This is a genomic window from Shigella dysenteriae (genome assembly GCF_022354085.1).
Taxonomy (GTDB): Bacteria; Pseudomonadota; Gammaproteobacteria; order Enterobacterales; family Enterobacteriaceae; genus Escherichia; species Escherichia coli.
In genome coordinates this window covers 482,449-505,750 of the sequence record NZ_CP055055.1, presented here as the reverse complement: position 1 = coordinate 505,750, position 23,302 = coordinate 482,449, and the positions used below count along the sequence as shown (strand labels likewise).

Sequence of the window (23,302 nt, the reverse complement as noted above, 5' to 3'; positions counted from 1 at the left end):
TCAGGCGAAAAATTCCCCCTGCGTTATTCCATTACGCCCGTCATTTTGGGGGTAAGTGCGCCATAATCATTTATTGTTCGGTAAGTAATATTGCTTCCTGCATCAGAAGGCAATTTAACAGTGCTTTCGCCCATTGGAGGCACCAAGGCATTTTCAAGAACCCGGGCTCCGGCATTCAACTCTGTTACCGTCAGGTAATAGGGTGTCGGGTTAATCAGCGTCAGAGAATTCGCGCTACGACGAAATCTTAATTTTTCTGCGGCCTGATCGGGTGGCAACGCTAATTTAGCCGGACGATAGTACAGTTTAATGCGGCTGATAATTGCGAGCTGTAGCGTATTCTCAGTCAATTTTGATTTATCCATTGACGGAATCGCTTTAACGTTCATCCAGAATAAACTTTCCCGGTCCTGTGGCAATTGGTTATTTGTTGCATCAAGAATACGCAAGGTATTCTCTTTTTTTCCCTTCATCGCAAACAGAGGAGGCGTCACGATAAAACGACCATCCTTTACACCATCGGCATTTTCCACCCATGATTGAATTAAATAGGTGCTATTTTCATCATTATTTGTCACGGCAAGTTGCACTTGTTTTTGCCCTGCCGGATAAATTACGCGAGTCGCACCTAAGGCCACTCCCGCTTCAGCGCGTCCGGCAACCATCATTGCCATGAACATCAGGATACCTGCCAGCAAGCAGAATGTTATTTCCTGCGATTTCCTTACATTGACGTTTTTATTACTCACTGTCCTGTTCCTGTTATCACATTATCTGCTGAACAATTACTGATAGGTTAAAGAGAACCAGGCCTGGGCATTGGCGATGCCGCCAGTAACCCGACGCCCGGTAGCACGATATTTGGCGATGAAATGTAGCGAAGTAGAGCCTGAGTAAAGCCGTTTCCAGTTTGCTGGAGGACGATTAATCGGTACGAGGTTTCCTTCATCATCAAACAACGCTACGCCAATATTGGCGGCTATCCCTGGCCCCTCTCCCACGGAAAGCACATCCGGATTTTTACCATCCGCGACACCGTGAAACGCCACACCTACACGTTCGCTCACCACCGTGCTACATTCCCGTAAATGAATAACAAAAGGCACCGGTGCGCTATCTTCCCCTACCGCATGAAACCGGTTACTGCTGATTTGCCCCATATTGACCGTCATTTGTTTATCACCGGCTTCAATCCGGCAAGTTTCCGCAATAATGACGCCCTGAAATTGCATATTTCCGCCGGGCAGCGTGGTATTCCATTTATTTCCGGCCAGAGCAAACATTGGCAGCAACGACGCTAATAGAAATAATCTCTTCCTTTTCATCGTTATTTTTATCGCACAAGGGTGGGCATCCCTGCCCGTAATGACGTCCCTGAACCTGGGTAGGTTATTGATACTGAACCTTGAAGGTCGCATCCGCATTAGCTGCGCCAGGGGTTGCGGCACCAATTGCATAATAACGCGCCTGGAACGGAATGGTGTTGGTTCCGTTATTCAGGGTTGTTTGTGCACTAAATGACGCACCATCCAAAGCCAACGCAGCCCCTGTTTTATCCAGGATCTGCACACCAACGTTTGTTGCGCTACCCGCAGCAGAACTCTGCAGAGCCAGTACGTTGGTATGATTCGTGTCAATTGTTGTACCTAAGAAGGCAACAGCAGCTTTGCTTGCAACATCGGTATCGCAATCATTCAGCTGAATGTTAAAACCAACGGCAGAGCTGGTCGCTCCATCCTGGTCCAGCGAAGCGGTACGAACCTGACCTAACTGAACGGTTTGATCAACAGAGCCGGCATCAACCGCACAAGCGGCGTTAACAACCTCCCCTTTAAAGTGAACTGTCCCACCATTTACCGTCGTGACAGCGGCCAGAGCCGCTGTAGAACTGAGGGACAGAGCCGACAGAACAACGATTGCCAGAGTTTTAATTTTCATGCTGCTTTCCTTTCAAAAAACTATTTCTAAATCGACATGGGCAGTCGTTCTGTACACTTTGTTTTGTCAACGAGTTTGACTGCCAACACTGCACAGTTTTCCCCCAAAAGATGAAACATTTGGGGCCATTTTGACTCATAGAGGAAAGCATCGCGGACAAACTTTTTCAGTTTATTTGTTGGCTTAATATTCTATTGTTATCTTTATTTATAGATGTTTATATTGCATGAGGTGGTTTTTGGAGAGAAGAATGAGGAAGATGCGTCGAGCCACAGAAACGTTAGCTTTACATATAGCGGAGGTGATGTGAAATTAATTTACAATAGAAATAATTTACATATCAAACAGTTAGATGCTTTTTGTCGTTTTTTAATATTTTTATGCTTGAGAAAAAATACGTAACTTATTTATGATATGGACAGTTTGGCCCCAATTGTCTTGTATTTATTTGTTTTTTAACTTTATTATCAATAAGTTAAATCAAACCTCTTCTCTTTTTAATTTTTCGTTTATGAGATTATTTCTTTCCCATAATCCGGCAAAACGAGCAGCATTACTGGCGGTATAACGCACAGTATGGCGAATATTTCGATGCCCGAGATAATCCTGAATTAAACGAGTATCTGCACCACGCTCCGCCAGTTCATAACCGCAAGCATGCCTTAACATATGAGGATGAGTCTGCGTTACGGTTCCAGCTTCAATACCGGCATCGCGAATAATGCGATAGGCCTGCTGGCGAGAAAGCCGACTCCCGCGGCGAGAAATAAATATGGCGTCGGTCCGGTCAGCGCCTTTCCAGTTAGCACGTTCCAGGGTCCAGCGTTCCACAGCTTCACGCTCATCAAAACGTAACGGGTGAACGGTAGAAAATCCGTTCTTCAGTCGGCGAATATTTATTCGACCTTCATTAAGGTCAAGATCCTGATAATGCAGATCAAGCAGTTCACTAATACGCATCCCATGCCGATATGCCAACAGAATAAGACAATAATCTCTGGCTCCCGTTGCCCCGTAACAAACCGCCTGCATCATGGCCTGAACTTCTTTACCGGTAAGATAACGACGTTTACTCACAATAGTAGTACTCCTGACTGAGATATATTTAAATGAATACCTATAGGAAACCTCAATCGGTCAAAATTAGCCCAATAGATAAAAAGATAACCACACACGAAGTGATGTGGCTATCAGTCAATTACATTAAATATCATACAAAAATAAAATATCACTGATGTGACAACATCTATTTTCATTGATTTGATTCAATATAACAATAGATTGCAGTGGATTAACTTCCAGTTGCTTAAAAAATAAAGAAAAAAGTGCGAAAACAGGAGAATTTAAGTGATGTGTAAATTTATGAATGATTTTGTTTATTTATTTTGAAGAACATAAACCATTGTATTTTGTATGGATATGGTTAACTTAATGTTTATTATGATAATTAAGAATCATACTTACAATAACATCAATTAATAAATGGTTAATCATTTTTGATATATCGTAAGAATAATGTAGTTTTTAACACCATCCCTGGTATCTCAACTATCTCTATAAAACAGCGTGACGCTGTCGTCCTCTGGCTCTATCCCAGATGCCGTAAAAACGCCCTGCATTGCTGGCGGTATACCAGACAGTATGACGAATATTGCGATGCCCAAGATAATCCTGGATAAGTCGCGTATCTATTCCCATATTCGCCAAAGCAAAACCACACGAATGGCGTAACATGTGCGGATGAATCTCCAGTGACAACCCGGCATTACCACCGGAAGTCGAGATAATATGGTAAAATTGTTGCCGAGAAAGCGGATTCCCCTTACGCGATAAAAATACCCACTCGCTCTCAGCATGCGGATACGAAGTACGGATACTCAACCAGTTTTTTAAAGCCTGAACTTCTTTGTTCAATAGCGGGTGCGTTGTTGAAAAGCCTTTTTTTAATCGATGGATATATATACACTTTGCCTTAAGATCAATATCCGAAATCCTCAATCGACAAATTTCACTCGCCCGGAAACCATGAATAAAACAAAGCAAAGTCAGACAATAATTACGTGCTGCATGAGGCCCGGTATTTGCTGCTTTAAGGAGTGATTCGATTTCACTATGGGTCAGGAAGTTCCTTTTTTTGTTATCAGCCTTATTCTTCATCGTTTTTCCCTTATAATTACAGACGCGCACTAGCTGTGCTGGGTTAGCAATAATCCAACATTTTTATCCTGATTATGTTTATAAAAGCGAACGTTTGCTTAATAACTAACGTAAGTGGACCAGTTCTTCTGAGTGAACTTAAATGGAGTAGCAACAGTTAATTATAATAACGTTGCCATACAAACGCTATGCTCTTGCATGCTATGTACCTTTATATATTTATCAATCGGATACGAATCTAATAATAACCCTCATCATTAATGCAACTAATCTTATCTATATATCATGTGATATGTTCTGTAACAAGTAAAATCAACATAAAAAATTCAGCAAAATTTAATATTCGTTCAACTAGCCGTCTCACATATGACATTATTAGTCAACTCCATTTGCCACAAAATGGCTATTTCATGGAACACAGTAATTTCTTAGTGGCTATTATCAAGCTAATTCTTAGGTCCCTAGCGATTATTCCTGGCTGGTTCGTCAGTTTAAGCCATGAGATTGTTACATTCCTTTTTATCCTGGAGATATGGGGGAACGCAGGAGACGTTTTTTTCATCTACATTCGTTGGTAAATATGGCTTTGGTCACTGCGACTTAAACCTTCCTCAATCACAGCCATTCGCCGGGCGATACGGCAAACAAACTAAGTGAAACATCATCCTGAAAACACCAACATCAACAAGCCTCTCCAGATCGACTTCAGAAGTGACCAGTTACAAGCCACAAACCAGGAAACATATTTCATGATGAGAATTATGCTCAGCCTGATGGCGGGTAAACACTGATTTTCATCAAACTCACTGAGTTAGCTTGCAAAGCTTTCCTTGTTTAGACTCTAAATAAATTATTTATAAAACAAATAGTTAAACGAAGATCTTTAGTTTTTGAAGACCACCGCAAGTGTTCGTCTGGCTTCACATGGCATCTTCCTCTTAGAAAAAGATCAACATATTTTGTGACACGAATTGCAAATCTGGTTTTGTTGTATGGATTGCGTGATTTTTGATCTGGTATAACAGGTATAAAGGTGCACCAAGATAGTCAATGAGACAGGGCATCTCGCAATCTCTGGCAAACATCACTTCAGTTCTTTCTCATCGGGTGATGAAAACGCACTTCAGTCTGAAAGGAATATGAAAATGAGATCAACAGACACTCTATTTTATGACTCTGGGTAAAATGAATTGAGTAAGTGATATAGCTTACGAACATTCAAATCAATTAAACATCAGAAGAGATTTTATACTCAGGTATTTAATCTGGCTCTCTGTTTATTTAAATAATGTGGAAAGAGAATTTTCACAGGAGACCTTATACAAAAAATATAAAATAAGCTACCCGTTGCCAAAGACACTATAAGCCTGGCAAAAAATATTACACAACATAAATGCTAATTGTTTATGCGGGCTTTGTATTGCTTTCTGTATCCTACAAATGAGTGAAATTTATGAAAAAGGCTAAAATACTTTCTGGCGTATTATTACTGTGCTTTTCGTCACCATTAATTTCTCAGGCTGCGACACTGGACGTACGTGGTGGATATCGTAGCGGAAGCCATGCCTATGAGACTCGACTCAAAGTCAGTGAGGGATGGCAAAATGGATGGTGGGCAAGCATGGAAAGTAATACCTGGAATACCATTCATGATAATAAAAAGGAAAATGCCGCACTCAATGATGTTCAGGTTGAAGTTAATTACGCGATTAAACTTGATGAGCAATGGACGGTGCGCCCGGGAATGTTAACGCATTTTAGCAGCAACGGCACACGCTACGGACCCTACGTAAAACTGTCCTGGGACGCGACAAAAGATCTTAATTTTGGCATTCGCTATCGTTACGACTGGAAAGCTTACCGACAACAAGACTTATCCGGTGATATGTCTCGTGATAACGTTCATCGTTGGGATGGATATGTCACTTACCATATTAATAGTGATTTCACCTTCGCATGGCAAACGACGCTATACAGCAAACAGAACGATTATCGCTATGCAAACCATAAGAAATGGGCGACGGAAAATGCATTTGTTCTACAATACCATATGACGCCCGATATTACGCCATACATAGAATATGACTACCTGGACCGTCAGGGTGTTTACAACGGCAGAGATAATTTATCGGAAAACAGTTATCGCATTGGTGTGTCATTTAAACTGTAGTAGACAGGAGACAGTCACAATGAATAAAACAATAACGGCGCTTGCTATCATGATGGCTTCATTTGCCGCAAACGCGTCTGTATTACCGGAAACTCCTGTGCCATTTAAAAGTGGTACCGGAGCAATTGATAACGACACTGTCTACATTGGTTTAGGTAGCGCAGGTACGGCATGGTACAAGCTGGATACACAGGCCAAAGATAAAAAATGGACAGCGTTAGCTGCATTCCCTGGTGGAACAAGAGATCAAGCAACCTCGGCATTTATTGATGGCAATCTGTATGTGTTTGGCGGCATTGGCAAAAATAGCAAGGGCTTGACTCAGGTATTTAATGACGTACACAAATACAACCCCAAAACCAATAGTTGGGTTAAATTGATGTCGCACGCACCGATGGGCATGGCAGGTCATGTGACTTTTGTACACAACGGCAAGGCTTATGTTACTGGCGGTGTTAACCAGAATATCTTCAATGGCTATTTTGAAGATCTCAACGAGGCTGGAAAAGATTCAACCGCTGTAGATAAAATCAACGCTCACTATTTTGACAAAAAAGCAGAAGATTATTTCTTCAATAAGTTTCTGTTGTCTTTTGATCCCTCAACACAGCAATGGAGTTACGCTGGCGAATCTCCCTGGTACGGAACGGCTGGTGCGGCGGTTGTGAATAAAGGTGATAAAACCTGGCTTATTAATGGTGAAGCCAAACCAGGATTGCGAACGGATGCCGTATTTGAACTTGATTTCACCGGTAATAATTTAAAATGGAATAAGCTTGCTCCCGTCTCATCACCAGATGGCGTCGCTGGCGGTTTTGCGGGGATAAGCAATGATTCTCTTATATTTGCCGGAGGGGCCGGATTCAAAGGTTCACGAGAAAATTACCAAAACGGTAAGAACTATGCGCATGAAGGCCTGAAAAAATCATATAGCACTGATATTCATCTTTGGCATAACGGGAAATGGGATAAATCGGGTGAATTATCGCAAGGTCGGGCCTACGGAGTATCATTGCCCTGGAATAATAGTCTATTGATTATTGGCGGTGAAACTGCAGGCGGCAAAGCGGTGACGGATTCAGTTTTGATCTCTGTGAAGGATAATAAAGTTACAGTACAAAACTAACGCTTCAGGGCCCCAGTAAAGGGGCCCTGCTATCAATTTGTCATTTCAATTACGCGAAATTTATATGAACGCAATAATATCGCCTGATTATTACTATGTTCTTACCGTTGCTGGTCAGTCTAATGCCATGGCGTATGGCGAAGGACTGCCATTACCGGACAGGGAAGATGCGCCTCATCCAAGAATTAAACAATTAGCGAGATTTGCGCATACGCATCCCGGAGGCCCGTCATGTCACTTTAACGACATTATTCCACTGACTCACTGCCCACACGATGTTCAGGATATGCAGGGTTATCACCATCCTCTGGCAACGAATCATCAAACACAGTACGGCACCGTTGGCCAGGCACTGCATATTGCACGGAAATTACTGCCCTTCATTCCTGATAATGCAGGGATTCTCATCGTTCCGTGTTGCCGTGGCGGATCGGCTTTTACCGCAGGCAGCGAAGGGACATATTCAGAACGGCACGGAGCCAGCCATGATGCTTGTCGTTGGGGAACGGATACTCCGCTGTACCAGGATTTAGTCAGCAGAACGCGAGCCGCACTGGCAAAAAATCCGCAGAACAAATTCCTCGGCGTATGCTGGATGCAAGGCGAATTTGACTTAATGACCAGTGACTACGCGTCACACCCTCAACACTTTAATCATATGGTTGAAGCCTTTCGTAGGGATCTAAAACAATACCATTCTCAGCTTAATAATATTACTGATGCGCCCTGGTTTTGCGGCGATACCACCTGGTACTGGAAAGAAAATTTCCCTCATGCGTATGAAGCTATTTATGGCAATTATCAAAATAATGTTTTAGCCAATATTATTTTCGTCGACTTCCAGCAACAAGGTGAAAGAGGACTGACGAACGCGCCTGATGAAGATCCGGACGATTTAAGCACGGGATATTACGGTTCAGCGTACCGGTCACCGGAGAACTGGACGACGGCACTGCGAAGCAGTCATTTCAGCGCGGCAGCCCGTCGGGGGATTATTTCTGACAGTTTTGTAGAAGCAATTTTGCAGTTTTGGCGCGAAAAGTGAGCGTTCATTAATTTGATTTATTCGCATCCATCAACGCTTTTAACTCCTCCGGCGTGCGGCACTATAACGACTTCCACAACAAGGAGCCATTTTCTTATACCACTTTCAGTGACCATCCGCTTATGCCACCACCCTCTACGCAACTGTTTGCAGAGCACCTTCCCACCGAGTGGATACAGCACTTCCTGACGCTTTCTGCTCATGCGACCGTTCGTCGTCTTAACCTGAGCGTGGATGGCGAAGCGGGGATGAACCTGCTGGCGCCCGCAGCGCTGTCACCCAGGCGCGTCAGCGCGTGGGGGCCGCCCCGGTGGAATGGCTCTTCCGCCAGACCACACAGACATGGGGCGCGGAACGTTACCTGAAGGATGACTGGCACGGCCTGCAGCTTTTTGCCATTGATGGCGCACAGTTCAGGACACCTGATGAACCCGAGCTGCGTGAATATTATGGCTCTGCCAACACATCCACTGAGCGGCAGAGCGCCTACCCCGTCATGCGTCTGGTGGCGTTAATGAATCTGGGAATCACATTCTACTGAATGCCATGACCGCGCCTACCAGCGGAGCGATACGGCGTGAGGCAACAAAAGCGGCGTCAGAGATCAGCTTTAAGTTCGCGTTCCAGTTTATCGTGACAGAAATGATAGTGCTGGGAAACACGGCGTCACCGGGGACTATCCCGAAACGACTGGAGCATCTGCGGGGGCTCTGGAAGTGGTGTTCATAACAAAACGCCCCCGACCATCAAGGGCGAGGGCGGTTAAGATATCAAAAACCCGTTATCCTGTGAAACACAGTGCCGCCCCGCTTAAGTGAACGGCATTGTGTTTCTGAGGGACCTTAATTTTCCCTGATTCTCTGACGTTCCTTACCATTGATATTTCCTTCATTCCTCACCAGAGAAATAAAAAATCGCTATACTCATCAAAATATGAGATTACCTTTATTCAGGTGATCACCTTACTATTTTTTACGGAAAATAAATTATGAATAACAAGAAATCACTGACAAACCACCTGTAAAATGTCAATCATTTTAGTTCAATTGCCTTTGTCATGATTATCTTTTTATCGTCCTGACGATACTATTAACAATTGCAATTTTTATACCCCTCCTGAACAAATAGAAAAGAACTAATATATTCGTTTATAATTCTGGTAATCCTGGCATCATACGTTTAAAACTTAAGATATTTATTTTATCATCATCATGGTTCCAGAGACTATTGGTCAGCTGGAAATGCCAGCCTTTTCGTGCCAGCTATATTTGTCCAGTGTGTCACCCCATCCAAAAATCATCCACATCCTGACGTTACGTTAGATATAGAGAAAACAGGTTGTACTGTGCAATATGCAAACCGCATAAGCGAATATAATTTCTAAGTTGATATTGTCTGGCTGTTGGGAGCTAAGCAATATAAATATCGCCAGTTGCCAGAACGGTTATATAGACCAGGAGCGTTTCGGCTCCTGGCCTGTTTTGGACATATTATCAGTCAGCCACTAATAGCGGACTAGGGACACCAGATGATGAAACAAACAGCCCTTTTACGGCACGGGTTGCAGCCACATGCAGTAACGCGCGCTCATTAAATAATGCATCACGCTGTTCAACGGGATCATCGGATGCTAATGCTTTTATTTCCGGCACAACGCCTTCGTTAATCCCCACCAGGAACACATACTGGAACTCAAGCCCTTTAATACGGTGCATCGTTGCAACCCGCACGCCAGGGCGTGCATCGCTGTCACCGCTATCATTGCCTAAATTAAATGTCTCAATTCCGGCGTCATTCAGTGCTGATGCGTAGCGGTCACAAGCATGTTTAGTACGCGCAGTAATGCAGATATCCTGAGAACGAACCTGATTCGCCAGCAATGCCTGAATTTGCTTGACGAGCGTTGCAGCCTCTTCTTTGAAATCTGCCGCATGCGTAATCATGGGCTTTTCCCCGTGCAGTAATGACAAATAATCATTACTGGTATCCGCTTCGCCATCGAGGTTATCAACCTTCACACCAGTTAACAGCCCAACAGCAAATTGACGCGTCTCTTCTGTGGTCCGATAGTTAATCTTCAATTTTTTACTGCGACGACCACGGACGTTAATACCACACTGACCAAGAACGACCTTATTGCGATAAATACGCTGATGCCCATCCCCGACAATAAACAGATCGTTGGGCGACTCGGGAACCAGGCTGCGAATAAGAGTAAATGCCGGGGCACCGATATCTTGAGCTTCATCGACCACAATACTGCTATAAGGTAGTTGAACCTGTTTTTCTTTAAACAGAACAATAGCCTCATGCATGGCATCGCCCATTTCGCGCAGTTTGGCACGCGCCATTTGTGCTCTGAATTCTTCAAAGACTGGCCAGATTTTCGCCCGTTGAATACGGGATAACGCTGTACCACGTCCAACCCGGCTGACTTTGAGGTATTCCTCCCGGGTGTAAACCGCATTTGGCTGGACAACGCGTTGCCACTCTTCAGCATAGAAATTGTCAGGTAGCCCCAGTTCGGCAGGTGCCTGCTGCAAGGCATAGTTCCAGCATTTGCGTCGCCCTTCATCGCTGTCGTATACCACGCGGAAATCATAACCGTGGCGTTTTAGTTGGTCGCTCATCCAGGCATCAATGTTAACGACGTCAATACGCGCCATCTCTTCTCGCGTACACAACCGCTGGAGATTAGCGCGAATATCTGCCGCCAGGTTACGCGTAAAGGTCGTGAAAAGTACTTTCTTACCGGGTTTATCTGCCAGACGCTGAGATAACCACCGCGCACGGTGCATCGCAACAACCGTTTTCCCTGTACCTGCACCGCCCAGTACTCGTACCGGACCATTAGCGGGCGACTCCACCAATTTTCGCTGGCTCGGATGCAGAAATACACGCCATTTTTCTAAAGGCGCATTAAGCATCTGCAACAGCTCCTGTTCATTTTCAACGACATGGAAGCGACGTTTACTTCGTTCAATCGCCTCCATAAAGTCGTTGGTATCAACAGGCTCATCACGATGATCGTTAAACTCTTCCAGCACTTCCTGGTAATCCAGCCCTTCTGCCAGCCAGTGCAGAGGTTCCCAGGCTTCTGCTGGCATTATGCTTTCAAGTTGATTAAGCCCGGCTTCATCGGTAAGCGCCATCACCTGATCAATAAAGACAGGCGGCACGCCCAGGGCCAGAATCTGTTCCGCGCTGTAAGCCGCGAAGAGTTTCGGTTTATCAACCACCGCTTCCGGTGCCGGTTTGATATAGCTAATATCAATGACCTGAATCGCGCCGGTAACCGGGTGAATCGAACAATCATGCCGCCGCGCCCAGTCGTATGCTTCGTCGTGTTTATCCACCCACATCAGCATATACAGGGCACCCTGTTCAGGTTTCAGAACAATGCCGCGATAAGTTTGATCGATTCGCACCGAATGAACATTTTTACTGCGCGCATCGTGGATCTTTTCATAGTTAAGTCCATTACTGGTCGGGTCCTGACGGAATTTGGAGATGAATTCCTGCACCTTTTTTTGCTGTGCTTTTGGGATCCGCGCGAATGCGCCCAGAAAACCATCAGAAAGTGCCACCTTGGGCGTTTGCACCGTCATTTGTCACCTCCGGACAGATGTTGCAATGTATTTTCGTCAATTGGCCCGAATGCAACGTGCCAACCCCTGGTTGTGAATAATGGAATAAATTCTTGATTATCAATAATCAATGCCCATTTTTGTGATGGCCAGGCGAGATCGGCTTCCGCAATAATTTCACCTTCATCATTTTGCAATTCGTAGCCGAGAGTCGGCGCAGAGAGAGAATGAGACTGAAGCAACGCGATCTCTTCAGCGCTTAATAAGCCAAACTCAATAATCTCAGCCCAACTCTCATCAGTCTCTGGTACTGCCTCTGGCGTTGCCGAAACTTTAGTGTCAACGCTTTCCTGCGGTAAATGCACGGCTTTACGGCTGGTAAAGGTCATATCCGGCAGGAACTGTAACAGGTTTATCAGTCGCCAGAAGCCATTGAGTCCCGCTTCATAACCGTCATCCTGCGTATAGCGATCGTCAAAACAGATATGCAAACGCAGCCAGCTGCGCATTTGTGCGACGCTGGTCGTCGGTTTAATGGCTTGTTGTGGCAACACCGAAGCCAGCTCAATAAATTGCTGCGATGAGTTACAGCTATCGAGTAAACCACCAAAGACAAACGGTTCGTCTGGCAAAAGCTCTGCTAGCCGCCAGGCTGGCGCGTTTTCCTGCATTTCATAGGCATACTTTTGTTTCGTTCCCGCGTCCTGTGACTTCTTCACATCCAACCACACCCAGGCATGTGCAGCAGCCATTCTCTGCCATAACTGCGTTCTTCCGCCCGGATCGGCGAGATAATCCAGCAGCAGTGCAAAACTGTTGCGTTCCCGGAACGACGCTTCAAGGGCCGCAAAGTTGGTATCATGAAACAGGTTATAAAACTTAGGCTGTTTCATATCCGGGTTATGCCCAAGTCCCAGGACATCCTGAACATGTTTAAGCCCAGGCTCTTTGAGATCGGCCCACGTGACTGTCCACACCCAGAAATTACCGCTATCCCGAATCGCCTGGCGTTTTTGCACATCCTCTGCGACGCTATTTTTGTGGAACGCAAAGCCATCAAGGAAAATAGCCACCGGTTTAATGGCATCAGACTGCATAAGCGGATATAGCACGTAATCCGGGCGACAAGGGATCCCCACCGCCTCTTTAGCGCCTAAATCCACCTGAGCTTTAAGATGCCAGCTCATCATCGGTTCGCTGCGGGTGTTAATAATCCACCCAGCGCCCTGATGCGCGTAACTGCGACTGACAATCAGGTTTTTATTTTCTTGCAGGCAGCTAATAAACCGTTTTTCCAGCTCACTGCCCATCATGGCTTCGAGGGAAATGTTTTTGATGGAATCAATTACCCGTATCGAATCTCTTGCCTGCAAAATTTTCGCCAGCAAGAGACGCGCCTGATCGCGGGAGACATACTTCATGCGCCCACGGTCACGGTAAGCGTAAACGCAACGATAACAACCATCTTTATGCGTATCATTGTTGCAACTGCATTCCACTATTGCCTGATAGGCCAGTTCAAGTAATTTCAGCAAATTGTCGGGAGTGCGCATCAGCTCTTTAAGAGAACCAGTTCCCCCCGGGACGGTATCGTAAATCACCAGATACTGCCGCCAGGATTCGCCTTCATTTTCCGGCTCGCGGTACACAACACCTTTCAGGTGATCGACATTCCCCTTGAAGTAATGCTTAAGGCCGAGCTGGATCGCCGCCCCAAGAGAAGCCTCCACGACACGGTCATTACTGTAACTGCTTACCGGGAGCAGAATACGCAACGCTTCTGACTCCAGCTGGCGATAGAGATAGAGATAATCTTCGAACTTCGCCTTTTCCGGTTCCGTGCGATATTTGCAGCTCAAATCATGACGTGGTTCATGATCGCGAGGACGCTGCACCATGCCGCACCCGAGGCAAACTTTAAACCCGGTTCGCTTCTTCGCTTCTCCGGCAATCATCAACTCATTGGCATCATCCGCCATTTTGCCGAAGTTGATATCCCGCAGGGTGACTTTGCTTAAAAATTCAAAACCAAACGGAACTTCGCCTTCCTCAATCGCGTATGCCGCCGATACATCTTCTTTTTCGAAACTAACCAATAGCTGACGCTGGAAGAAAGCAGGTTCACGGCTGTCGCTCTCGTCGCTGATCTGGCTATCACGTGCGCTGGCGCGGGCATAAACCTGGCGAAGTTTCAGCAGCGTGGTTTTTTGTCCGGCATCGGCCCACCCCGGTGTGCCACATTTCGGGCAATATTTATGCTGGTCGCCCGTCTGGTCGATATTTTCGCTGTAGTTACAGTGGCTACAGATACGCCAGTTCTCCGGCTCAGAGACCTTCAGGTCTATCTGCTCAATTTCAACTTTATGCCCACCGGCATAGAAATTATTCAGCGGAGCCAGCTCAGCCAGCGCCGTTGATGCCGGGCGTTCATATTCGAAAGTGGTGTTTTGATATTCACGTGCTTCCCCGCCTTCTTTACGCCGCCAGAGCACAGAACGTAACGTAATACCGGCTTCCGGGAAGGCGTAGTTAGGCAGCAGACCTTCATCCGTGAGGAAATTCAGCGTTTGCTTATTGTTGATTTGATTGACCAGCGCCATCAGCGCCTGCCGTTCCGAAGTTAACTCGCGCATATCGCTATCAAAGTTTTGATCGCGCGGCGCGTTCTCCAGTTTATCGATACTGCGCTTGAGTTTATCGATGCGTGAGCGCAAAGATTTGCGATCTTCCACCAGCAGTTTTAACGCTTCTTCGATACGCTGCACCAGCGAGCGTTGTCCTGGCGCGCCCTGAAGATAAGACAACAGCTGTTGGCGAGTTTCTGCGGCAAGATCGGGGAAGATTGCCGTAAATTGCGCAGCAATCTCCGCATGATGCTGTTCGATATATCGCAGTAAGTTATACGGAAAACCCGATTTACGCCCGAACTCCAGCTCATCGAGCATCTGTTTGACGTTTTTACAGATAGCGGATTCTGGTACACCGGTTTTCACCCAGTTATCCATACAAAAAGCTGCCAGCTGGCGTTCGAGAATAGCCGTTGCATTGAGGAAGACACCAGGAGCCTGCACCTGGCCCTGCATCATCTCCAGCGGTTCTTCAAAGAAAAACTGATCGTGCGGGTTCCCTTCTGCCACGGTAATGTTTAACGCGTTACCATCTTTACGACCGGCGCGACCAATACGCTGCAAGTAGTTGGCCTGAGCAGGTGGGACAGAACAGAGTAAAACGGTGGAAAGATCCCCAACGTCAATACCCATCTCCAGCGTCGGTGTTGCCGACAACAGGTTGATATTCCACGGTTGGTTGCCGCGGTAGAACGATTTTTCGGTGGCTTCGCGATCTTCACGGCTAAGCAGCCCCGTGTGTTCTGCGCCCTGCACGCGCGCGATGTCCATGTTCTCCCAACGCCAGGTCGCCATATTGTCGACTTCCTGGTAACAACCTTCACAACGTAAAGAGAGACAAGGCGCATTACGCCACTGCCAGCCTTGATCGGCCGGAGCCCGGACAACCTCACGGCAACATGAACAATTAAGCTGAACGACGTCACGGCTCACCACCAGCGCCGAAGGCACCAGTCCCCAGGCTTCACGCCCTTTGGTGTCAAAATCTTTTACTACTCCGGCTATTTTCAACGCCGTAAACAGGCGTCGTAACACTGTTTCCGCAACGCTACTGATAAACAGATTATTGCCGTTACTCAGCGTGCGATTGATCCAATGCTGATACCAGCTGGGGTTAGACTTCGCGCCAATCAGGCGATGGAAACCATTAATTTTTTCAAACGACGCATAAGCCGGTTTACGTGTTTTCGGACCGATAGAAGGCATATAGCGCGAGGTACGCTCTTTTTGCGTCATCATAAAGGTCGTGCCATCACGGCGATAACTTTCGAACGCCGGATGCATAACGGCCCCGGCCTGGCGTTGATACCAGATAACCCCCAGCGCCAGGTGCGCGACCTGCTCGACGCTCACACCGGACATCTCATCACCCAGCTCTTCACAAAGCTGTTGATGCAGGGCGGTAATTGCCGGATTAAAGCGTTCTTTATCCACTCCGGCAACGGCATAACCGGTGGCTTCCAGCGTACGTCCGATACGCGCGCGCAGGGTGAATTCGCTGTACACCTCCCAGTCGAGGCGCAGGGAAACCAGCTCCGGCAGATCGGAGTTCTCCGCCAGTTTGCCTTCATTTTTCAGCGTCTGATAATCATTCAGCCACTGCATATTTGGTGCGATGAAGTTCGCTGCAAAATGAGCATCGTCCGGTGAACGTTCACGCGTTTGTTGGCAAACACGCGCCGCGAACGCATCCAGCGGTAATGTCTCTTTTTCGCCAAGAACACTGGCAATTTGCCCACGAATCATCAGCGGCCATGTGCGGGCAGTAAAGAAGCTGGCACGATGCGCGGCGTCTTGTACCGAGTCAGAAAACGTAATCAGCTTTTTATGTTCGTTGAACTGGCTGCCATAAAGCTGGTGAATCATCACCGCCGACAGACTGGCAGCCCGTGACCCCAGAATCGAAATCCCCTGTTTGCTGTTGCAGTACGGGCATTCATTAGCAAACTCCAGCTCGTCCTTACGCTCTTTGAGCATATCCGGGATCAGTACCTGCAACAGTTCCGTATGACCGCAATGTCCACACTGGACGCTGGACTGTCGGTTCAGTTTCAGACAGGTAGGGCACAGTTTCTGGTGTGCGCCACTGACCGCTTTTTCGTTGTTATCCGGGAAAGCGAGGACGATGGAGCGCCCTTTTTCAAAGAACTGGCGATAAATGCCGTCGAGGTCTGTTTCCAGCTGAACGCTTTGCCCATGACGCAGGCTGGCCCAGCCTGTTGCGTGGCAGTCACGGCAGTGGATAACCGGCAAATAGTGTTCGCGGTCTTCCACCGCCACATCATCGGCAAACACCAGTCTCGGCGTTTTCGCCACGCTGGCGACCAGACGACGCATCTCACGAAGCCACAACTGGGAGCGCAGTTGCACAAACGGCAGCACCGGACGCGCTTTCTTCGCCTGGAGACGTTTTTGCCGATCGTGTTCCGTTTCCGGTACTTCGAGACGTGCCTGTGCGATCAGCGCCAGAATGCTTTGCAGCACGCGTCGGGCATGGTCGGCGCTTTCTGCCAGCATGACCTGGAGATTTTCCAGACACTCTCGTTCAGAGAGGATCCCGCCTTGCAGATCATGGAGTAAGACATGCATCACGCTGTGGCGGCGTAACAGTGACCCCAGCGCAATACGCTTTTCACGCCCGTCGTCGCTCTCCAGATCGTCCGGAAGCTGCAAGTCGCTGTCGGGGAACCACAAAGGAATTTGCCCGTTGAGATACGCCACCGGGGTAGCGTAACCCTGCGGGTCCAGGGCCGAAGCGACCTCCGGCCCCGGATACTGACTGTACGCAATGGCGTAATTCTGCAAGTACTCCGCTGCCGTGTAGCGATCTTCGCGAATAACGGCGTCATCGGTAAACGGCTGGTCAAAGATTGTTTTTGCGTAATCGAGCAGTTGCCCCAGTTCGTCGCCGACGGTAGCTGATGTCCCGACGCAGGCGAATCGTTGGTTATCCACACCTATGTGATGCTTCAGACGTCGCACCAGACAGGCCAGATCCGACCCTTGCGCGCCATCAAACGTATGCAATTCATCCACGACCAGGTAACGCAATGAACCGGGCTGGTTGTAACGCCAGAGCGGCTGATCGCCAGGGCGCATCAGCAGGTAGTCGAGCATTTTGTAGTTGGTCAACAGGATGTCCGGCGGGCTTTCGCGCAGTGTGTGCTTGCAGGTAATGACCTTTTCTGCCGACATTTTTTTGCTGGGTTCGATTTCGCTGTCGCCGACAAACAGGCCGACGGTCACCTTGCCATGCAGTTGTGGATCGCTGGCGATGGTTTTGGCGAAACGGCTGGCCTGATCGGTTGCCAGGGCGTTCATCGGGTAGATGATAATCGCTTTAACCCCGGCTTGTGACGCGCCCGCGCAGTGGTTGAGCAGCGGGAACATAAAGCATTCTGTTTTACCGGAGCCGGTACCGGTAGCGACCAGCGTCGGCTGTGGCGCGTCGCTTCCCAGACGCTGAAATGCCCGGGCCTGATGCGCGTGCGGCGGGAACGGCAGCGTCAGATTAGGGAAGAAATTCAGCGGTAAGTCACTTTTACGAAACGGCAACTGGGCGGAAAGGTATGGTCCTTTCAGCAGCGTTTCGGGCTGGGCCAGAAATTGCTCCAGCATTGAGACATTATCGTTATTCTCACCGTTAAACAGCGGGCTGTTTAGCGGGAACGCCGCCCGTAAAAAGGCGGCAACGCTGTCGGCGACCTGCCGACTGACAACGGACGGCAACATCAGGCGCTCTCCTTATCTTGTGCAAAGAACGCCCAGGCCACTTTGTAGTCATCTTCGCGATCTGGCTTGATAAACGGAGCCTGCCAGGTGACGGTACGGCGCTCGCCTTCGTCGCTGCGGGTATAGTCATCAAAGGTGACGCTGACGGTACCTGTTTTAAGATGTTTGACATCATCCCAGCCGATAGCTTGGTCGGTGCAGTCACCGCCGGTCCACTCCGGGCTGTCGACGTTAAAGACAAAGCCGTTTTTCAGGTCAGCTTTACGCGCGGTACGCGGCAAGCCAACGCCCACCAGCCCTTTGCTTGGGGTAAAGATGATGCGGCCGTTTTGATCGTACCAGGTATCCGCTTCGTACTGGCGCATCACCGGGAACTGTACACGGTAAATGGTAAGCAGCTCTTCGAGGGTTAACCCCAGCGCCTGCGCCACCAGTACGTCGATTTCCACCAGCGCCTGACGACGACTATAGTCGGAGCGTAAGGCGCAGTTACGCTGCCACTCTGGGGTCAGGTTGGTGAAGAAATCTTGTGGGAGCTGCGGGAGATCGCGGCTCCAACTTTGATTTTGGAAATCATCGTTGTAACAGATGTTCCATAACTCTGAAAAATTTATAGTCAAAGAGGAAAGGGATAATGCCCTGACTCTAGCTGCATTCTTTATATAACTTGCTAAGTTTATAATTGGAAATTTCGAAATTACACTTTTATTTGCATGACCCGCACCAGTGCTCTTCACTTGAAAGTCTACCGGTAGTGATAATGAGCCGACATAAAAATCAAGCAGCTTATTGTAATCGTCAAAAACTTGTTGAATACATGTGTTTATATTTGCAACACCTTTTGGAATTAGTGTCCCTACTAGAGTTCTCTCACCCGACTGACTTAACATTTCTCGACTAATAAAACGATAATAATCTGTTACCTTTCTCGGTTCATCTTCCCCCGGTTCCGTCCACGACACCCGAGGGGTGCGCTTTGCATATTCCTGTGCATCACAGGCTGGAATATAGTTAGTGCGCGGCAAATAGTCGTCGGGCAGAGTTAGCAAGTCCAGGCAGTCATAATGTCCTTTCTCTGTGCAAATTTCTCTCGGCGTCTTATAAAGCGGTGTTCCAACATAGAAGTGCGGACCAGACAAAATCCATTGGGATGCGTCTTCCGGGAATTGGGTTTCGCGTCTGATTATCCCATCATCCTGAGCATTAACTTCGTTCCAATGTTGGGTTGAATAATAGTCTTTTTCTAAGTCACTCAATCTAGTTGGCTGCTTAGCAAATTTCTCAAGCACAGACACCAAGTGATCCGCATGAAGAGCAGGTAATCTGGCCTCAATCGCAGGTATACCTAGCTCATCATACAAATTAGCAAACAAGGAAAGCCGCTCTAACGATACTTTCAATATGCGGCTTTGGTGTCCTGATTCGTTCCATGAGTCGGTTTCGTCATCTTTAATACCACCCACTTCTCCAGTTCCATCATGCGACAAACACAGTTCAATCGTTTTTGCCGAGAATAAGTTTGCAATACTAATGAAGCCAATATGATCACTTACAAACGCGGTGTAGATATTAATACTAAACTTAACCCTGTCACCGATAGGGAAAAGCATATGCTGATTTTGAAACTGAAAATGAGCTCTTAACCTTGGATAGACCGCCCCACGCAGTTTTCCCCCTTTCGGGTCTTCATAAATTCCTTCCGGATGCAGGAACCCTACGACACCTTTCTGCGCCCCTAAGCGCCACCCCAGAGGTAGAAAACATTTATACAAATTCGCTTTTTGTCCTGCTAGTACCGGGTAGTTCTGCTGCGCATTGAGGAAGTTTTGCATCCCTTCACAGCCTTCATACTCGCTGCGCCAGGCCGCTTCCAGTGCCGGGATCTGGTTAAAGGTATCAACACGCAACGTTGCCAGCTTCGAGGCGCTCAGCTTACGCAGCACAAATTCCGGCTCGTAATCACCCAGCACGCCCGCTTCCTGCCATTCCACTTTCAGCCACGGCGGGTTTCCGAGCATCAGGTCAAAACCGCCGCGCTCGGCAAACAGGTCGCAGAACTCCAGATCCCAGTGGAAGAAACGGTGCTGCTTTCTCAGGGCATCGACAATCGCCAGACGCGGCAAATGGCGGAACAGCACCTCGGTTTTCAGACGACCAGCAACGGAAAACAGCGAAGACTCTTCTCGCAGCAGGCCTTCTTCGGCAAACAGATCGCCAGTAGTGTGCTCCGCAACTTCAGTGACTTTTTCCGTAATCACAATCCCGTCGAGCAGGGTTTCAATCTCAAACAACCAGGTACCGCGATCCGGTAACTCATCGGCTTTGTCGATCGGCCAGAACCACAGCGCGCACCAGTAGTCCATCACCCAACGCAGCTTCTGGTAGGCGCTGTTATCTTCAAGACGACCGCTAAAGGTTTCATCTTTACTGCTCAGCGAAGAACGCGTCTGCTCGCTGTTTTCTGCCGGCCACACCGGGTAGCTGTCGGCGGTTTTCAGACGTTCTGCTTTAAGTTGCTGGCGATAGATGTTCCACAGTGCTTCCACCTTTTCGCTGATACGCTGCACATCAGCAATCTCATGCCCGGCAAAGCTTTTAATAAACTCTTTGCGCCAGCTGTCCAGCGCTTTGACGTCATCCGGATAACGCTGCTTAACAGTTTTATCGCTGTAGTTAGCCATACCGCCGTCGGGCAGCAGGAAGTGGAAAATCTGCGTCTCTTCACGCGGCGTGTTCATCGCCAGTTCGACCGGCTCGCTGTTAAGCCAGCTCGGATCTTTGACTTTTTTGTAGGTCAGTTCGCTCTTGTTGAACACCTGACGGCGCGCGCCCACCAGCGAGTTACCGCAGTGCAGCTGGTAACCAAACCACGGTACAAAGGCATCGCCACTGATGGCGTTCAGCCACAGTGACACTTCCGCCAGCTCCACCGCCACCGGGTTTAAGTCCACGCCGAAAACGTTGTTGTCGGCAATGTACATTTTCACCCGCTGTAGCTCCTGGGTGTAACGATCCTGCGGAATACGGCGACCTTCCGCCTGCTGCTTGTGGAACAGATACGCTTCCGCCAGCTGGTTGATGGCTTCGTTAAGGAACGCCGCGCTGCCCATCGCCGGTTCGCACACGGTGAGGTTTAAGATGGCGTCGGCTTTGGCGTGCGGATCGCTAATGGGATCAATCTGCTCCTTAAACAGTTCTTTCAGGGCATATTTAACCAGTGAGCGGGTCAGCACTTCCGGGGTGTAATAAGAGGCAGATTTCTCACGGTCGCGCCCGGCCATACGGTAGATAAAGCTGCCTTTGCGGTGAATGCGCAGACTGCCGTCTTTCTCGTAGACCTTCTCGTCTTCGTGGTATTTGCCAATCTCATCCTTACTGACGAAGTAACCCGTCTCCAGCTCGTTAAACTCTTCCCCGGCTTTCTTCACCTCGTAGAGATCTTCGCTGGCGAAGAATCCGCGATAGGAGAGCAGCGCCTCATACACCGCACCCAACTGGTTGATACCCAACTGGCGATAAGAAATACGTCCGCGGCGGTTAAAGCGCCCTTTGCCCGGGCGGCTTAACGACATCGCCTGGATAATCTGTTGCAGGGTTTCGTTACGGAATACCACGCGGTTAAGAATGCGGGTGTTGTTGGCATCAAACAGATGACTTTCCAGACGCGGGACGCTGAACTGATGACTATGGATGGTGATCCGGTCGCCGCTCTCCAGGTCACTCTGCATTTTCACGCCGCCGTTGTAGCCTTCGCGCACCAGTTTAAACAGCATATTCAGGCTGTCGTGGAAGTAGCGCCCGTTGCGATCTTCTTCGCTGGTCAGCGGGATCATCTCCAGATCGCGCAACGTTTCCAGGCTGTAACCTTGCAGATAGGTTTTGGCGGTCATTGGCGCATAACCCAGCTCCGGGCGCGCTTCAATGTAGAACAGGAACAGCAGGCGGTACATGTAACGCAGACATTCGCGGCTCAGTTCATCCGGGTCCACCGCACGGTTACCAGTATAGTTTGCCAGGCCACGGTCGATCAGATAATGCATCGCTTCGTTGCCCAGCAACTCAATGCTTTCGCGCAGGGCATATTTCAGATCTTCCGAAACACCAAACGCATGTTTGTGCGAATTGTCATCCAGCGAGTCAAGATAAGGTGCCCCACTGCCCGGCAGCAGAGAATCTTTATGTAACAACACCGCAGTCGCTTTCAGCGTATCCGTTTCACGACGACTTAAAATCTCTTCAAAATCAAAACGCAGCAGACGGTTTTGCGCCCATTTGGTACGGTCCAACAACAATAGCTGACGGTTACCGAGCAGCAGCACAAAACGCGGCGGTTCATTTTGGGTGAAGACCGCCGTAGAGAGCAAATCCTGCCAGCTGCGATATTCACCGTTGGCTTTTTTGCGCAGGCTGTCGCGCTTATGTTTGTCGGTATCCGCCGGGAATTGCGCGGTCAGTAAGGAGAGCGCCAGCGGATCCAGCGTTCCTTCTTCCTGATCGTGTGCTTCAACAATCCACAGCCACGGGCTACCGTCAGTGCTGTTGTAACGCGCCAGTACCGGCAGCGGGGTATCGTCATCCAGCATTTGGATCTGTGGCGTAATTTCGTAGCCCAGCGCCTTTAACAATGGCTGCCAGCGATTACGTTGATCGGCCAGACGCTGCGGGATCTGACGCTGTTTTTCGTGCTCGGCAAGTTTGCGGAAAAACTCAGTCGCCAGACTGTTAAACTGGTTCCACGGAGCGCGGTATCCCGGCTCCACGTCTTTGCCCTGTTCACGAGCGGCACGCTCCGCTTCACGCGCTGCATTTTCCTGGGCTATCCAGGGTTCCAGCACATCGCGGATATCACTGGTGAAAACCTCACCCAAATAGTGGTTAGAGTAAAATTCGTTTTCGTTATTAATACCGACCAGCGCCATG

The 23,302-nt window shown here is 48.3% G+C and carries 11 protein-coding genes and 2 pseudogenes; 4 read left to right on the top strand and 9 right to left on the bottom strand.

What is annotated here, in order from left to right:
* Window positions 1-23 precede the first annotated feature (23 nt).
* From fimC to fimB, 5 genes are all read right to left on the bottom strand, one after another.
* On the bottom strand, window positions 24-749 hold the full coding sequence (fimC, locus tag HUZ68_RS02440; RefSeq protein ID WP_000066557.1) for a type 1 fimbria chaperone FimC: 726 nt from the start codon (window positions 747-749) through the stop codon (window positions 24-26).
* A 36-nt stretch (window positions 750-785) separates the two neighbouring features.
* Window positions 786-1,325, bottom strand: coding sequence for a type 1 fimbrial minor subunit FimI (fimI, locus tag HUZ68_RS02435; protein WP_000824111.1), 540 nt, complete (start codon window positions 1,323-1,325; stop codon window positions 786-788).
* 64 nt (window positions 1,326-1,389) lie between these two features.
* Entirely contained in the window at window positions 1,390-1,938 is a 549-nt protein-coding gene (fimA, locus tag HUZ68_RS02430; RefSeq protein WP_000695574.1) for a type 1 fimbrial major subunit FimA, read from the bottom strand.
* A gap of 480 nt (window positions 1,939-2,418) precedes the next feature.
* On the bottom strand, window positions 2,419-3,015 hold the full coding sequence (gene fimE / locus HUZ68_RS02425) for a type 1 fimbria switch DNA invertase FimE (RefSeq protein WP_000044700.1): 597 nt from the start codon (window positions 3,013-3,015) through the stop codon (window positions 2,419-2,421).
* Between the two features lie 477 nt (window positions 3,016-3,492).
* Window positions 3,493-4,095 carry a type 1 fimbria switch DNA invertase FimB gene (gene fimB, locus HUZ68_RS02420; protein ID WP_000790583.1) on the bottom strand — a complete coding sequence of 201 codons (603 nt, stop codon included), beginning with the start codon at window positions 4,093-4,095 and terminating at the stop codon, window positions 3,493-3,495.
* A 1,453-nt stretch (window positions 4,096-5,548) separates the two neighbouring features.
* Here fimB and nanC point away from each other — a divergent pair.
* The 3 genes and pseudogenes from nanC to HUZ68_RS25080 all read left to right on the top strand — a co-directional run.
* The gene (gene nanC, locus HUZ68_RS02415) at window positions 5,549-6,265 is read left to right on the top strand and encodes an N-acetylneuraminic acid outer membrane channel NanC (protein ID WP_071607568.1); all 717 of its coding nucleotides are present in this window, start codon (window positions 5,549-5,551) and stop codon (window positions 6,263-6,265) included.
* 19 nt (window positions 6,266-6,284) lie between these two features.
* Window positions 6,285-7,391, top strand: coding sequence for an N-acetylneuraminate epimerase (gene nanM, locus HUZ68_RS02410; protein ID WP_032301169.1), 1,107 nt, complete (start codon window positions 6,285-6,287; stop codon window positions 7,389-7,391).
* A 64-nt stretch (window positions 7,392-7,455) separates the two neighbouring features.
* Window positions 7,456-8,022: pseudogene (locus tag HUZ68_RS25080) on the top strand (sialate O-acetylesterase); the annotation flags it as partial.
* Between the two features lie 332 nt (window positions 8,023-8,354).
* Here HUZ68_RS25080 and HUZ68_RS25075 read toward each other — a convergent pair.
* Entirely contained in the window at window positions 8,355-8,444 is a 90-nt protein-coding gene (locus tag HUZ68_RS25075) for a hypothetical protein (RefSeq protein ID WP_419145891.1), read from the bottom strand.
* Between the two features lie 114 nt (window positions 8,445-8,558).
* Here HUZ68_RS25075 and HUZ68_RS02400 point away from each other — a divergent pair.
* A pseudogene (locus HUZ68_RS02400) lies at window positions 8,559-9,254 on the top strand (transposase domain-containing protein).
* A 675-nt stretch (window positions 9,255-9,929) separates the two neighbouring features.
* On the opposite strand, the gene HUZ68_RS02395 reads toward HUZ68_RS02400, so the two are convergent.
* Genes HUZ68_RS02395 through HUZ68_RS02385 form a run of 3 tightly spaced genes read right to left on the bottom strand, consistent with a single transcriptional unit; the run spans window position 9,930 to window position 23,301 of the window.
* Window positions 9,930-12,044 carry a UvrD-helicase domain-containing protein gene (locus tag HUZ68_RS02395; RefSeq protein ID WP_000218182.1) on the bottom strand — a complete coding sequence of 705 codons (2,115 nt, stop codon included), beginning with the start codon at window positions 12,042-12,044 and terminating at the stop codon, window positions 9,930-9,932.
* The gene (locus HUZ68_RS02390) at window positions 12,041-18,382 is read right to left on the bottom strand and encodes a DEAD/DEAH box helicase (protein WP_097435520.1); all 6,342 of its coding nucleotides are present in this window, start codon (window positions 18,380-18,382) and stop codon (window positions 12,041-12,043) included. The genes HUZ68_RS02395 and HUZ68_RS02390 overlap by 4 nt, the downstream gene beginning before the upstream one ends.
* Window positions 18,382-23,301: a DNA methyltransferase family protein gene (locus tag HUZ68_RS02385; RefSeq protein ID WP_097749636.1), complete on the bottom strand. Its 4,920-nt coding sequence runs from the start codon at window positions 23,299-23,301 to the stop codon at window positions 18,382-18,384. The genes HUZ68_RS02390 and HUZ68_RS02385 overlap by 1 nt, the downstream gene beginning before the upstream one ends.
* Between the last annotated feature and the right edge of the window lies 1 nt (window position 23,302).

Coding starts and splice junctions, on each gene's coding strand:
- fimA (WP_000695574.1), bottom strand. CDS start 1,938: ATGAAAATTAAAACTCTGGCAATCGTTGTTCTGTCGGCTCTGTCCCTC.
- HUZ68_RS02395 (WP_000218182.1), bottom strand. CDS start 12,044: ATGACGGTGCAAACGCCCAAGGTGGCACTTTCTGATGGTTTTCTGGGC.
- HUZ68_RS02390 (WP_097435520.1), bottom strand. CDS start 18,382: ATGTTGCCGTCCGTTGTCAGTCGGCAGGTCGCCGACAGCGTTGCCGCC.
- HUZ68_RS02385 (WP_097749636.1), bottom strand. CDS start 23,301: ATGGCGCTGGTCGGTATTAATAACGAAAACGAATTTTACTCTAACCAC.
- fimB (WP_000790583.1), bottom strand. CDS start 4,095: ATGAAGAATAAGGCTGATAACAAAAAAAGGAACTTCCTGACCCATAGT.
- nanM (WP_032301169.1), top strand. CDS start 6,285: ATGAATAAAACAATAACGGCGCTTGCTATCATGATGGCTTCATTTGCC.
- HUZ68_RS25075 (WP_419145891.1), bottom strand. CDS start 8,444: ATGAACGCTCACTTTTCGCGCCAAAACTGCAAAATTGCTTCTACAAAA.
- nanC (WP_071607568.1), top strand. CDS start 5,549: ATGAAAAAGGCTAAAATACTTTCTGGCGTATTATTACTGTGCTTTTCG.
- fimI (WP_000824111.1), bottom strand. CDS start 1,325: ATGAAAAGGAAGAGATTATTTCTATTAGCGTCGTTGCTGCCAATGTTT.